The organism is Haloechinothrix halophila YIM 93223 (assembly GCF_000504245.1).
Classification (GTDB): domain Bacteria; phylum Actinomycetota; class Actinomycetes; order Mycobacteriales; family Pseudonocardiaceae; genus Haloechinothrix_A; species Haloechinothrix_A halophila.
This window is the reverse complement of the sequence record NZ_KI632509.1, coordinates 1,616,756-1,630,010: the sequence shown is the minus strand read 5'-3', so window position 1 is coordinate 1,630,010 and position 13,255 is coordinate 1,616,756. Positions and strand designations below refer to the sequence as shown.

Sequence of the window (13,255 nt, the reverse complement as noted above, 5' to 3'; positions counted from 1 at the left end):
TTGCGCTCGGGAGCTTGTACGCGAAGCTCGGATCGGCTCAGCGAGCCAGCAGGTCTTCGGACTCGGGGTCACCCGGACGAGGCACCTTCCCAGATCCGCTGGTCCAGTGGCGTTTCGCCTCGCCCGTCGCCCTCACCGCTGCGCGTCAGTTCCGGAGTCACACCGGATTCCCTGCATCCGCTACCGGATGCGACTGGCTCGACGGTGGACCCTAGCCAACCCCCGTCCGTGCGGCAACGCCCACGGCGAGGGGTGTGGCGCGATCGACACCGTGTCGTTCCCGCGAGAGACGGCCCCGGGCACGTCGCGCCACATGGCTGAACGCGGTCAGCGCCCGGCACGGCGGCGCGGCCGCAATCGCACTTTCGGCAGCGGCGGCGCTGGCAGCCGCGCGGGGTCGCCGACGTAGCCGTCGACCTGGCCAAATCGCTCCGACTCCTGCTGCCACTCGTGCTGAAACCGGACAATCTCGTCGTGGCTGCGAGCGACGAAGTTCCACCACATCACGATGTCCTCATCGAAGGGTGCGCCGCCGAGCAGCACCACCCGCGCCGGTTCCGCCGAAGGATTCGCCAGCCGCAAACAGGTGGCGCCGATGCCAACGTAGCCCAGTTGAGCTGGCGCGATGGACGTGCCGCTTACGGTGACCGGCCCCTGGTCGACCAGCACGCCGTGTTCGAAGGCCGCGTCGACGTCCAGCTCGACGGCGGACTCCGGGGCGAGCGTGACCTCCGCACCCACCAGTGGTGTGAATGTCCGCACCGGCGACGACATGCCCGCCAGCGACCCGAGGAACACCCGGATGTCAGCGCCGTCGTGATGGGCGACGCCGGGCACGTGGTGCTGGAAGTCGCGGTCCGCGTTCCGGTGCGCCTCCGGCAACGCCACCCACAGCTGCACGCCGTGCAGCACCGACGTCGCCTGCGTGGACACCTCGGAGTGACAGATGCCGTGGCCACCGGTCATCAAGTTCAGCTCGCCCGGCTCAACCAGGGCCCGCACGCCAGAACTGTCGCGGTGTTCGATCTCGCCGGAGAACAGCCAGCTCACCGTCTGCAGCCCGGTGTGCGGGTGAGGCGGCACGACCATGCCACCGACGTCACGAACGTCCTCGGGTCCGTAACGGTCGGCAAAGCACCACGCGCCGATCAGCGATCTGGCCCGTTGCGGCAGCGTGCGGCGCACGCGCATCGCGCGCGTCCCGCCGAGGGGCACCTCCCGCGAGGTCACGATCTCAACGGCGGGGGCCTCCGGCGGCTCGGCGGACTCGACACGCGCCCGGCAGCGGGTCTCGATCGGATCGGTCTCGACGTTGCTCATCTCGGTACTGGAGGCTACCGCCGCACGCGCATCACCGCCCGGCACGCAGCACCGCGCGGAGGCTGTCCAGCACTCCGACGTCCTCGATGGTCGAGGGCACCGGTTCATCCCTGCCGTCCGCGATGCCGCGCATGGTCTTGCGCAGGATCTTGCCGGAGCGGGTCTTGGGCAGCGCGTCGACGACCGAGACATCCCGGAACGCCGCCACCGGCCCGACATCGCGCCGCACGGCCTCGACCAGTTCGTCGTGCAGGGTGCTCTCCTCGACGTCGACACCGGACTTGAGCACCACGAACCCGCGCGGCACCTGCCCTTTGAGCTCGTCGTGCACGCCGATCACCGCGCACTCGGCCACGGCAGGGTGCGACGCGAGAGCGGCCTCGATGGAGCCGGTGGACAGCCGATGACCCGCGACGTTGATGACGTCATCGGTGCGTCCCATGACGAACAGGTAGCCGTCCGCGTCGAGGTAGCCGGAGTCGCCGGTGAGGTAGTAGCCCTCGTAGCGGGACAGATACGACTCGACGTACCGGTCGTCGTCACCCCACAGCGTCAGCAGCGTGCCCGGCGGCAGCGGCAGCTTGATCGCGATCGCGCCTTCCTGCCCGGCTGGCACCTGGTTGCCCCGCTGGTCCAGCACCTGGATGTCGTAACCGGGCACCGGAACGGTCGCCGAACCAGGCTTGACCGGCAACGTCTCCAGCCCGCGCGGATTGGCCGCGATCGGCCAGCCGGTCTCGGTCTGCCACCAGTGGTCGATCACCGGCACGCCGAGGGTGTCGTGCGCCCAGTGGTAGGTCTCCGGGTCGAGCCGCTCACCAGCCAGGAACAACGTCTCAAACGCCGACAGGTCGTATTTCGCCACCTCGGAAGCCTTCGGGTCGATCTTCTTGATGGCGCGCAACGCGGTGGGGGCGGTGAACAGCGCCTTGGCGCGGTGTTCGGAGATCACCCGCCAGAACGCGCCCGCGTCCGGCGTACCGACCGGTTTGCCCTCGTACAGCACCGTGGTGGCGCCGATCAGCAACGGCCCGTAGACGATGTAGGAGTGCCCGACGACCCAGCCGACGTCGGACGCCGTCCACCAGACATCGCCGGGCGCGACGTCGTAGATGTTGCGCATCGACCAGGCGAGTGCGACCGCGTGGCCACCGGTGTCGCGCACGACGCCCTTCGGCTTCCCTGTGGTGCCCGAGGTGTAGAGGATGTAGAGCGGGTCGGTGGCCGCGACCGGCACCGGATCGACCGGGCTCGCGCTCGCGACGAGATCGTGCCAGTCGACGTCGCGCTCGGTCATCTCGGCGGTCGCGGTCTGCCGCTGCAACATCACGACGTGGTCGGGCTGGTGCGTCGTGGTGGCCAGCGCGTCCTCGATGATCGGCTTGTACTCCACCACTCGCGTCGGCTCGATGCCGCAGGACGCCGCGACGATCACCGTCGGCTGGGCGTCGTCCACGCGTGCCGCGAGCTCCTTGGGCGCGAAACCACCGAAGACGACGGAGTGAATCGCGCCGAGGCGCGCGCAGGCGAGCATCGCGATGATGGCTTCCGGCACCATCGGCATGTAGATGATGACGCGGTCGCCCTTGCCGACGCCGAGCGAGCTGAGCGCGCCCGCGACGATGGCGACGTAGTCGCGCAGTTCGAGGTAGGTGTAGGACGTCTTGGTGTCGGTGACCGGCGAGTCGTAGATCAACGCCGGCTGCTCGCCCCGGCCAGCCTCGACGTGCCGGTCGAGCGCGTTGTAGGCGGTGTTCAGCTCACCGTCAGGAAACCATCGGTAGAGCGGCGCGCGACCGTCGTCCAGCGCCTTGGTCGGCGCGCGGGTCCAGTCGATGTCCTCAGCGGCCGCCAGCCAGAACCCCTCCGGGTCGGCCAGGCTCCGGTCGTACACCTCCGCATACGCACCCATCGACGTTCTCCTCTCGACTACCGATCCGGTGGTTCAGGAGTACACCGATACCCGCCCGGCTGGCTACCCTCCACGCGGTCGCCACCCGAAGTTGCTGCCGTGGCCCTACTCGCCGTCCGCGAGGCATCACGACGCGCACCGCACCGACCGGCTCCGGCGGGCCCGCAGCTCACCGGTGCTGGCGGCGAGCACCGCGAGCACCGCCATGGCGGCGATGCTCAGCGCTAGCGCGGGCAGCATCGGCGCGAACGGTACGAGCACGGCGAGCGCGACCAGCGCCACCAGTCTGGACCGTGGCATAACACCCGAGCGAGCACGGTTGAAGATGATGTTGCCGACCAGGTACAGCGCTGGCCCGCCGAGCACGGTCCCCGTCATCGTCCACGTGGCGTGATGCACCGGATGCACGGTGACCTGCTCGATCCCGACGGCGATCACGATCGCGCCCGCCACCATGAAGGCGTGTGCGTAGGCGAACGCTCCCCTGGCCATCGTGGTGGCATCGACGTCATCGCGCAGCCGGCCAGCCACGTTGCCCAGCCGGTAGCTGAAGTACAGCCACCACAGCAACACGATCGTGGCGAACCCGACCACCGCCGCCACCACGACGGGAGCGGTCAGCGAGATGCCGGACAGGGTGAAGCCGAGGATCAGGATCGACTCGCCGAGCGCGATGATGAACACCAGCCGGTTGCGCTCGGCGAGATGTCCCTCGGCCAACGGCCAGTCGGACATCTTCGTCGCACCAAGCACCGGCAGCGCGAACCCCACGAGCGGCGCGAGGTAATCGATGACGACGGCCGCACCCCACAGCAGCAAGCGCGCGTCGTCCCCGGCGAACACGCCCGCGACCCAGAACACGCCCGCGAACACGCTCCAGGCAAGCAGTTGGGTGTAGTTCCGGCCCATCAGCGTGCGACGGAACGCGAACACCATGAACCCGCTGCGCACCAGTTGCAAGAACAGGTAGGCGCCGACGAAGAGTCCCGCGCGGTGGCCGAAGGCGTCCGGGATCGCGATCGCCATGCCCAACGCGGCCAGCATCAACGTCGCCAGCAGCGCGCGGACACCGGCATGGTCCGGGTCGAGCCAGTTCATCGCCCATGCCGTGTAGTTCCACCCCCACCACACGGCAAGGAACAGGATCGCCGTCTGGAGCACGCCCTCCCAGCTCGCGTGTTCGAGCAGATAATGCGAAAGCTGAATGATCGCGAAGACATACACCAAATCGAAGAACAGCTCGATCGCGCCAACGTCGGGCGCGACATCCGGCTCTCGCTGTCGCAGCACGCCCGAACGCGACGTCGTCTCCTCAGTCACCAGAATCACCACAACAAGACACGGAACCCACCAGCTGTTTTCATCCCATCATGAACGTTTCGGCACCAGCGGCAACCGCAACGGCAGGCGCTCGGAACCTCGGGATTCTGCTCGGGTTCATCGTCCTGCTGCAGTTCGGCTACCCGATCACCCTGTACGGCGAGCTCTGGGCCGGCCTGTACATGCTGCTCTACGCGGGCATGATCTTCTACGGCATCCTCATCGTGCGCGAGGAGGGCCAGCACAGTGCGGTCATTCTCACGATCGGGGCCATCTTCGTCGTCTTCGGCGTCTGGTACTCGTTCGCCCAGCACAGCACGCCCGTCACGCTCGGGATGCTGATCTCCGTGGGGGCGTTCATGCTCGCGCTGATGATCTCGCTACTGCGGTTCATCTTCCGCCGCAGCAGCGCCACCGGGCTCGCGCTGGTTCTCGCCGCCGTGTGCGTGTACCTCATCCTCGGCGGGTTCTTCGCCGCGACCTTCAGCACGATCGAGATCCTCGCGCCGGGCAGTTTCCATGATCCGCAGCTGCCGGGTGAGCCGGTCAGCTGGCAGCAGATGGTCTACTACAGCTACGTCACCATGGCCACCCTCGGCTACGGCGAGATCCTGCCTGTCACGCCGTGGGCCCGCACCCTGGCATCGTTCGAGACCGTCACGGGGACCTTGTTCTTGACGATCGTGATCGCGCGACTGGTCAGCGCCTGGATCGGACCACGCTCGGTCGAGCGCGGGTGAGGACGCCGGTTGGCCCGGATGCGCTGATGGCAGTTCGGCGCACCGGAAGCCGTTACCGGCGCAGCCGCTCGGCGACCCGCCGCCCTATCCGCGCACGCGTTGCGCCATCCGCCGGACCACACCGGGCCGATCCCGACGCGGCAGACGTCCCGCGATGGCTTCGTCCAGCAGCGTGCCCACGGTTTCCTTCGCGCACGCCCGGTTCGCGCCGATACCACCGGACGGCCCACGCTTGATCCAGCCAACGACGTAGTCACGCTGACGCCCGTCGACGCGACCGCCGGTGTGCGGGATCGTGCCGGTGCGCTCGTCGAACGGCAGACCGTCGACCGGGGTGCCTCGGTAACCGACAGCGCGGATCACCAGGTCAGCCGCGACCTCGACGTCTCCGGCGTCACGGGCATCGCTGGCGTTCCCGGCGCCGCCCGCCGGACCGGTGACGCGGAGCCCGCGCACCTGGGTGTCCCCGGCGACCTCGCGCGGCGCGGAGTGGAACCGGAGCACGATGCGACGCTGCCCGTGCGGCGGTGGCGCCGACCAGTCCACCGCCTCCCGCTGGACACCCCGCAGCAGCGCGGCCTTCGAGCCGTCAGCCGCCGCGTCGATGGCCTCCCCGATGCGCGGGTCGTGATCGTCCACCACCAGGTCGACGTCCTGCTGCGCCGCGAGGCCAAGCAGCTCCGGCCGGGTGTACGCGGCGTCCTCCGGCCCCCTGCGCCCGAGGACGACAACTTCCCGCACCTTGCTGGACCGCAACGATGCCAGTGCCGCCGGGGAGATCGTGGTGCCGGCCAGCGCCTCCGGGTCCATCGTCAGGATGCGGGCGACATCGAGCGCGACGTTGCCGTTGCCAACGACCACCACCCGCTCCGCGGCGAGGTCGACGGCGTCGGCGGGCGCGTCGGGATGCCCGTTGTACCAGGCCACGACGTCGGTCGCGGCGAGGCTGCCCGGCAGGTCCTCGCCAGGGATGCCGAGGCCGCGCGCCGATGAGGCGCCCACCGCGTAGATCACCGCGTCGTGACGCGACGCCAGTTCGTCCACCGTGACGTCACGGCCGACCTCGACACCCAGCCGCAGCCGCAGCCGGGGATGCTTGTGGAAACGCGCGAACGTCTCGCCGATTTTCTTGGTCGCCTGGTGATCCGGTGCGACGCCGTGCCGCACCAGGCCGCCCGCCACTGGCAACCGGTCGATCAGCGTGACCCGCGAGTTGGTGTGCAGCAGCAGGTCCTCGACGGCGTACATGCCAGCGGGACCGGTGCCGACCACCGCGACGTCGAGCGGCTCGAAGTCGGCGGGGATGACGCGATCGAACACCGGCTCATCCCAGACGTGGAAGTTCGGGCTCGGGTCAGCGCTGCCAGCAGCCTGATCCGCGTAGTACGCCGCGTTGAGCCCCGCGTATGGCTTCAGCTGCTCCGACAGGCTCTCCACCGAGAAGATCGCGTCGACGGGGCAGGCGTCCGCGCACGCGCCGCAGTCGATGCAAGCCTGCGGGTCGATGTAGAGCATGTCGGTATCGCCGAAGTCCGGCTCGCCCGGCGCGGGGTGGATGCAGTTGACCGGGCACACCGACACGCACGACGCGTCGTTGCAGCAGGTCTGCGTGATCGCGAAAGCCATGGCGTCAGACCAGGTTCGCGCGCCGGTAGAACCACATCGACGCCTTGGTGAGCAGTCCCGCTGAGTTCAGGAACTCCATCAGCCCCGCGCAGCTCGACCGCAGCAACGACTTGTGGTGCTCGTTCGCCTTGGCCTCCCGCCGCGCACGCTCGGCGTCGAGCCCAGCGTGCTCGTACACCTTCGGGTTCACCATGCTGGTGACGATGAAGTACGACGCGATGGCGACGACCAGCGCGTCGATCTGCCGCCGCAGTCTGCCGGAACCCGCGAGCCGCTTCTTCGTCTCCTCGCGGGCGAACTTCATGTGCCGCGACTCCTCGACGACGTGGATGTTGTTGATGGTGCGCACGAAAGGCGCGACCCGCTCGTCCCGCATCCAGTCGCGCTGCATGACGTCGAGTACTTCCTCCGCCACGAGGATCGCGGCGTAGGCGGACTCGCCGAACGCGACGGTCTTGAACAGCCTGCCCAGCTCGACCACGACCCGGCTCGGCCGGTAGGCGGGCGCGCCAAGCTTGGCCGCGCCGCGCGCGAACATGATCGAGTGGCGGCACTCGTCGGCGATCTCGGTGAGCGCCCACTGGAAGTTCGGGTCGGTCGGGTCCTTCGCGTAGAAGTCCCGCAGCACCATCTGCTGCAGGATCATCTCGAACCAGATGCCGGTGCTGGCCACCGACGCCGCTTCCTGCCTGGTCAGCTCCCGCTGCTGCGCCGGCGTCATCTCGTCCCAGTACGCCGTGCCGTACAGCGTGCTCCACTCCGGACTGGCGCCGTGGTGGTCGGTATCCAGCGGCGTCTCCCAGTCCACCTCCTCGACCGGATCGTACGACAACGTCTCGGACGAATGCAGCAGCCTGCGCGCGACGTCGTGCTGGTCGGCGTGCACCGGAGTGCTGGTTGGCATCGATGCCTCCACAGTGTTACTCGAAGTAACGTGACACTTGGTAACACTAACCGTTCACATCTCGCGCGAGAAAAGCGAATGTGCGCCACGCCACATTCGAGCCGCGGCCGAGATGCGCGCGCCACCGAGGCGCATTCAGTAGGACATGTTTCAACAACACCGCGAAGCCGCGTGCCAAAAGGCAGCCTTCCAGGGGTTGTCAGTTAATGGAACATGTTCTAGTTTTGACGTTCGTAAGAAGTTCGCTGGTCGGCACAGGAGGTACGCATGGCGCGTTCGCTGGCGGACAAGGTCATCGCGGTAACCGGCGGAGCACGCGGCATCGGAGCGGCGACCGCGGCGGCCCTCACCCGCGCGGGCGCCACAGTCGCGATCGGCGACATCGATCCCGAAGCGGCGAACGCCGGCGACCACGCGCTCGCGCTGCCGGTTGACGTCACCGACCGAGATGCGCTGACCAGCTTCCTCGACACCGTGGAGCGGCGACTCGGCCCGATCGACGTCCTGATCAACAACGCCGGGATCATGCCGCTCACCCGCATCGAAGACGAGCAGGACACCGCCACCGCGCGGATCCTGGCGATCAACCTGCACGCGGTCATCCACGGCAGCAGGGAGGCGGCCCGGCGGATGCGGCCGCGCGGCGGACACATCGTGAACGTCGCATCGGTCGCCGCGCGCATCCCGTTCCCCGGCGGCGCCACCTATGCGGCCACGAAGTTCGGGGTACTCGGCTTCTCGGAGGCGATCAGGGCGGAGTTGCGCGAGTCCGATGTCGACGTCTCCTGCGTGCTGCCCGGATTCGTCCGCACCGAACTGGCGGCGGGACTGCCCGAGGTGCCCGGCTTCGCGCCGATCACCCCGGACGACGTCGCCGCGGCGATCGTCGCCACGCTGCGACGTCCCCGGTTCGAGGTGTACGTGCCGAGACGCATCGGCCCCATGCTCCGGCTCAGCACACTCACCGGTCGCCGCTTCTCCGAATGGCTGCAACGGATGTTGCGCGCCGAGACACCCATGCTGTCCGCCGTCGGCTCGCCGGAACGGGCCGCCTATGAGGAACGGACACGCTCACCACGGAAAGGAGCGCGATGACCGGCACCGCGGAAAGCCTCAGTGCGCCCTACACGGTCGAGTTCCCGTTCGAGCGCACGGTCGGCCCGACGATCGGAACCTTCCTCGGCGGCCTGCGCGACGGTCAGCTGTACGGCGTCCGGACCGAGCGCGGCGTGCTGTGCCCGCCGCTGGAGTTCGAGCCGGGCACCGGCGCGGAGACCGGCGAGCTGGTACCGGTCGCCGACACCGGAACCGTGACGTCGTGGACCTGGGTGCCATCCCGGGAGGGCGACCCGGTGCCGCACGACTTCGCCTGGGCGTTGATCGCGATCGACGGCACCATCGGTGCGCTGTTCCACGCTGTCGACGTCGATGGCGACAGCGGGCGCATGACCACCGGGATGCGGGTACGGGCGCGCTGGCGCACCGAGCGCGTCGGGCAGCTCAGCGACATCGAGTGCTTCGAGGTGACGTCATGACCAACGTGCTACCGGAGCCCGTCACGACCATCCCCAACCCGTTCCGGATGGACTACACCTACGTCGCGGGGGCGGGCCGCTCGATGTTCCTGCGCGGGCTCGCCGAACGCAAGCTCATCGCGCGCCGCTGCGCGGGCTGCGGCCAGGTGTACCTGCCGCCACCAGAGTTCTGTTCCCGCTGCCTGACCGAACTGGAGGCACCGTTCGAGCTCGACGGACGCGGCGCGATCTCGACGTTCTGCGTGGTCAGCTTCCCGTTCCCCGGCCAGCGGATCGACCCGCCGTACGTGGTGGCCCACATCCAGCCACACGGCGCGGGAACCAGGCTGATGCACCTGGTGCGCGAGATCGAGCCCGAGGACGTCCACATCGGTCTCGAAGTGGAGCCGGTGTGGGTGCCCGACGACGAACTGGACACCTCACTGCTCAGCATCAGCCACTTCCGCCCGACGACCGAAGGAGGCGCGGATGCGTGACGTCGCCGTGGTGGCCTGGGCCCAGTCGCCGTGCCGTGCCGCGAACCGGCGCGACGACATGGCAGGCATCCTGCTTCCGGTGATCCGGGAGACCGTCAACACCGTGGGCATCGACCGCGACGACGTCGACTTCGTCGCGTCCGGCAGCCACGACTTCTACGAGGGCCGTACGTTCTCCTACATCGACTCACTGGACGCGGTGGGTGCCTGGCCGCCGATCTCGGAGTCGCATGTGGAATCCGACGCGGCATGGGCGCTGGCGGAGGCGTGGTCCTGGCTGCAGCTCGGCGAGGGCGACATCGCGCTGGTATACGGCATCGGCAGGGGTTCGCTGCCCGCCGATCTTGACCAGGTGATGCCAGCCCAGCTCGACCCGTACTACCTCGCGCCACTCGCGCCGCACCGCGACGCGATCGCGGGATTACAGGCGCGGTCCACGATCGAAGCCGGCCTCACCAGTGAGCAAGGCATGGCCGAGGTAGCCTCCCGCTGCCTGGCGTCAGCGCTGGACAACCCGCTGGCGCAACGATCGGAGCAGGTCGACGCCGCACAGCTGCTCGAAGCGCCCTACGTCAGTTCGCCGCTGCGGGAACACGACGTCGCGCCGGTCGGCGACGCCGCTGCCGTCGTGATCCTCGCGGCCGGTGACGCGGCAAGGCGGCTCGCGGAACGTCCAGCGTGGCTGCGCGGTGTCGATCATCGGATGGATACCCACTACCCCGGCGTCCGCGACCTCAGCGAGTCACCATCCACCGGGCGCGCGGCACACCGGGCCGCGGAACTCGCTGGCTTCTCGGCGTCCGATGTGGACGTCGCGGAGCTGCACACCGAGTACAGCCACCAGGAGGCGATCTTGTCCGGCGCGCTTGGACTGAAGGGGGCGGCCGTGAACCCATCGGGCGGGCCACTCGCCGGACGTCCGGCTACCGCGACCGGTCTGATCCGCGTTGGCGAGGCCGCGCGGCACATCCTCGACGGCAGAGCCGACCGGACACTCGCCCACGCCACTAGCGGACCCGCACTGCAACAGAACCTGGTCTGCCTGCTGGAGGGAGACGGATGAGTCGCAACGTGGCCGTCACCGGCGTCGGCCAGAGCAAGCAGGCCAAACGCCGCGAGGTCAGCATCGGCGGGATGGTGCGCGAAGCCGTCACCGAGGCCATGGCCGACGCCGAGCTGACCTTCGACGACATCGACGCGGTGGTGCTGAGCAAAACACCGGACCTGTTCGACGGCGTGATGAACCCCGAGCTGTACCTGGCCGACGCGATGGGCTCGGTCGGCTTGCCGGTCATCAGGGTGTTCACCGGCGGCAGCGTCGGCGGGCACGCCGCGATCTACGGCGCACACCTGGTGCAGGCAGGGCTGGCGGAGCGGGTGCTCGTGGTGGCCTACTCCAAGGAGTCCGAGGGTAACTTCACCTGGGCGCTCTCGCGTGGACTGCCGTTCAGCCCGCCACTCGGCGCGGGAGCGGGCGGGCACTTCGCGCCGGTGATCCGCGAATACATCCAGCGCTCGAACGCGCCGGAGCACATCGGCTGGCAGGTCGCGGTGAACCACCGGCTCAACGCCACCCGCAACCCGTACGCGCACGTGCATCGTCCCGACATCACCGTCGAAGAGGTCAGGGACTCGCGGATGCTGTGGGACCCGATCCGATACCTGGAATCCTGCCCATCCTCCGACGGTTCCTGCGCGATCGTGGTCACCGGCGAGGAACACGCCGAACGCGCGCCCCGGCCGCCCGCGTGGATCCACGGCATGGCCTGGCGCACCGAGACCGGCCACTTCGCGGGCCGCGACGAGGTGAACCCGAGGGCGGGCCAGGAATGCGCCGCTGACGCCTACCGGCAGGCGGGCATCGACGACCCCGCCGCGCAGGTCGACGTCGCCGAGCTCTACATCCCGTACAGCTGGTACGAGCCGATCTGGCTGGAGAACATCGGGCTGGCCGAGGAAGGCGGCGGCTGGAAACTGGTCGACGACGGCACCACCGCCTTCGGCGGCGACCTGCCGATCAACCCGTCCGGCGGTGTGCTGTCCGGCAACCCCACCGGCGCGACCGGACTGCTGCGGTTCGCCGAGGCCGCGCTCCAAGTGCGAGAGATGGCAGGCGAGCACCAAGTCGACGGCGCCAGCCGCGCGATCGGGCACGCCATGGGCGGGGCCTCGCAGTTCCACGCGCTGTGGGTGGTCGGTAGCGGCGAACCGGGAGCGGCCTGATGACACAGCGTGCGTTCGTGGCGGGCGTCGGGATGACGCGGTTCGGCAAAAGCGGAGGGGGCGGACCAGCGTATCCGGCGCTGGTCACCGACGCGGTCGGCACCGCGCTGGCCGACGCTGGCCTCAGCTATGACGACGTCCAGCGCGCCGCCGTCGGCTACGTCTTCCAGCCCTCGGCGGCGGGCGAGCGGGCGCTCTACGACGTCGGCATGACCGGCATCCCGGTGGTCAACGTCAACAACAACTGCGCAACCGGGTCCACCGCGCTGGTGCTCGCCCGTGAGTGGGTCGAGAGTGGACTGTCCGATGTGGCGCTCGCGGTTGGCTTCGAACAGATGACCAAGGACGCCATGTCCGGCACCGCCGACGGCGTGTCCACTATCGATCGGCACCTCGACGTCATGGTGCCTCGGTACGGCATGGGCGACGCACCGACAATGACCCAGTTCTTCGGGCACGCCGCCGAGGAGCACATGCACCGCCACGGCACCACCGCGAAGCAACTCGCCAGCGTCGCCGTGAAGAACCACGAGCACTCCACCCGCAACCCGTTCGCGCAGTTCCAGGAGCCGTACTCGCTGGAGCGTGTGCTCGGCGACAAGCCGGTGCACGGCCCGCTGACCCGGTCGCAGTGCTCCCCGGTCTCGGACGGCGCCGCCGCGGCCGTCGTGGTGAGCGAGCGCGTGGTGCGGGAACGCGGGTTGACTGCGCAGGCGGTGGGGATCGCGGCGCAGTCCCTTGTCACCGACACCGCGTCGTCGTTCGAGTCGGGCTCTATGATCGACGTTGTCGGCGCGCCCATGACCCGCCGCGCTGCCGCCGACGTCTTCGACCAGGCCGGGATCGGCATCGATGACGTGGACGTGATCGAACTGCACGACTGCTTCTCGATCAACGAGATCATCAGTTACGAGGCGCTTGGCCTGTGCCCAGAGGGCAAGGGCGGCACGTTGGCGGAGTCGGGCGTGACGACGTACGGCGGGCGCTGGGTGGTCAACCCGTCCGGCGGCCTGATCTCGAAAGGACATCCGCTTGGCGCGACGGGGCTCGCCCAATGCGCCGAGCTGAGCTGGCAGCTGCGTGACCAGGCGGGCGAACGGCAAGTGCCCGGCGCCCATTGGGGACTCGCGCACAACCTCGGTCTCGGCGGCGCCTGCGTGGTGACGCTGTACTCGGCCCCTGACGCCCCCTGACGAGAG

General features: G+C 69.0%; 12 protein-coding genes and 1 riboswitch. Of the genes, 7 read left to right on the top strand and 5 right to left on the bottom strand.

Translation table 11 applies throughout. The features are described from left to right. Window positions 1-30: 30 nt before the first annotated feature. Window positions 31-213, bottom strand: a riboswitch (cobalamin riboswitch). A gap of 114 nt (window positions 214-327) precedes the next feature. The 3 genes from AMYHA_RS07530 to AMYHA_RS07520 all read right to left on the bottom strand — a co-directional run bounded on the left by AMYHA_RS07530 (window position 328) and on the right by AMYHA_RS07520 (window position 4,552). Then, window positions 328-1,320: a pirin family protein gene (locus AMYHA_RS07530; RefSeq protein ID WP_034276262.1), complete on the bottom strand. Its 993-nt coding sequence runs from the start codon at window positions 1,318-1,320 to the stop codon at window positions 328-330. 31 nt (window positions 1,321-1,351) lie between these two features. After that, complete coding sequence (locus AMYHA_RS07525; protein ID WP_034269395.1) at window positions 1,352-3,232, bottom strand: propionyl-CoA synthetase; 1,881 nt, start codon at window positions 3,230-3,232, stop codon at window positions 1,352-1,354. A gap of 126 nt (window positions 3,233-3,358) precedes the next feature. Continuing rightward, window positions 3,359-4,552: a low temperature requirement protein A gene (locus AMYHA_RS07520; protein ID WP_084037553.1), complete on the bottom strand. Its 1,194-nt coding sequence runs from the start codon at window positions 4,550-4,552 to the stop codon at window positions 3,359-3,361. A 50-nt stretch (window positions 4,553-4,602) separates the two neighbouring features. Between AMYHA_RS07520 and AMYHA_RS07515 the strand changes: the two genes are divergently transcribed. Further along, on the top strand, window positions 4,603-5,292 hold the full coding sequence (locus AMYHA_RS07515) for a potassium channel family protein (RefSeq protein WP_051399633.1): 690 nt from the start codon (window positions 4,603-4,605) through the stop codon (window positions 5,290-5,292). An 84-nt stretch (window positions 5,293-5,376) separates the two neighbouring features. On the opposite strand, the gene AMYHA_RS07510 is transcribed toward AMYHA_RS07515, so the two are convergent. Both AMYHA_RS07510 and AMYHA_RS07505 read right to left on the bottom strand, forming a co-directional pair. Beyond that, on the bottom strand, window positions 5,377-6,918 hold the full coding sequence (locus AMYHA_RS07510; RefSeq protein ID WP_034269392.1) for an FAD-dependent oxidoreductase: 1,542 nt from the start codon (window positions 6,916-6,918) through the stop codon (window positions 5,377-5,379). A gap of 4 nt (window positions 6,919-6,922) precedes the next feature. Next, window positions 6,923-7,822: an AurF N-oxygenase family protein gene (locus tag AMYHA_RS07505; protein ID WP_034269389.1), complete on the bottom strand. Its 900-nt coding sequence runs from the start codon at window positions 7,820-7,822 to the stop codon at window positions 6,923-6,925. Window positions 7,823-8,089: 267 nt separating this feature from the next. Between AMYHA_RS07505 and AMYHA_RS07500 the strand changes: the two genes are divergently transcribed. From AMYHA_RS07500 to AMYHA_RS07475, 6 genes are read left to right on the top strand one after another with little or no spacing between them, the layout of a single operon-like run. Further along, window positions 8,090-8,917: an SDR family oxidoreductase gene (locus AMYHA_RS07500; protein ID WP_034269386.1), complete on the top strand. Its 828-nt coding sequence runs from the start codon at window positions 8,090-8,092 to the stop codon at window positions 8,915-8,917. Continuing rightward, window positions 8,914-9,357, top strand: coding sequence for a Zn-ribbon domain-containing OB-fold protein (locus tag AMYHA_RS07495; protein WP_034269382.1), 444 nt, complete (start codon window positions 8,914-8,916; stop codon window positions 9,355-9,357). The genes AMYHA_RS07500 and AMYHA_RS07495 overlap by 4 nt, the downstream gene beginning before the upstream one ends. Beyond that, entirely contained in the window at window positions 9,354-9,833 is a 480-nt protein-coding gene (locus AMYHA_RS07490) for a Zn-ribbon domain-containing OB-fold protein (protein WP_034269379.1), read from the top strand. The genes AMYHA_RS07495 and AMYHA_RS07490 overlap by 4 nt, the downstream gene beginning before the upstream one ends. Next, window positions 9,826-10,896 carry a lipid-transfer protein gene (locus tag AMYHA_RS07485; RefSeq protein ID WP_034269376.1) on the top strand — a complete coding sequence of 357 codons (1,071 nt, stop codon included), beginning with the start codon at window positions 9,826-9,828 and terminating at the stop codon, window positions 10,894-10,896. The genes AMYHA_RS07490 and AMYHA_RS07485 overlap by 8 nt, the downstream gene beginning before the upstream one ends. Continuing rightward, complete coding sequence (locus AMYHA_RS07480; protein ID WP_034269373.1) at window positions 10,893-12,056, top strand: thiolase domain-containing protein; 1,164 nt, start codon at window positions 10,893-10,895, stop codon at window positions 12,054-12,056. The genes AMYHA_RS07485 and AMYHA_RS07480 overlap by 4 nt, the downstream gene beginning before the upstream one ends. Beyond that, a complete protein-coding gene (locus AMYHA_RS07475; RefSeq protein ID WP_034269370.1) occupies window positions 12,056-13,249 on the top strand; it encodes a thiolase C-terminal domain-containing protein in 1,194 nt (397 codons plus the stop codon). The genes AMYHA_RS07480 and AMYHA_RS07475 overlap by 1 nt, the downstream gene beginning before the upstream one ends. Window positions 13,250-13,255: the final 6 nt, after the last annotated feature.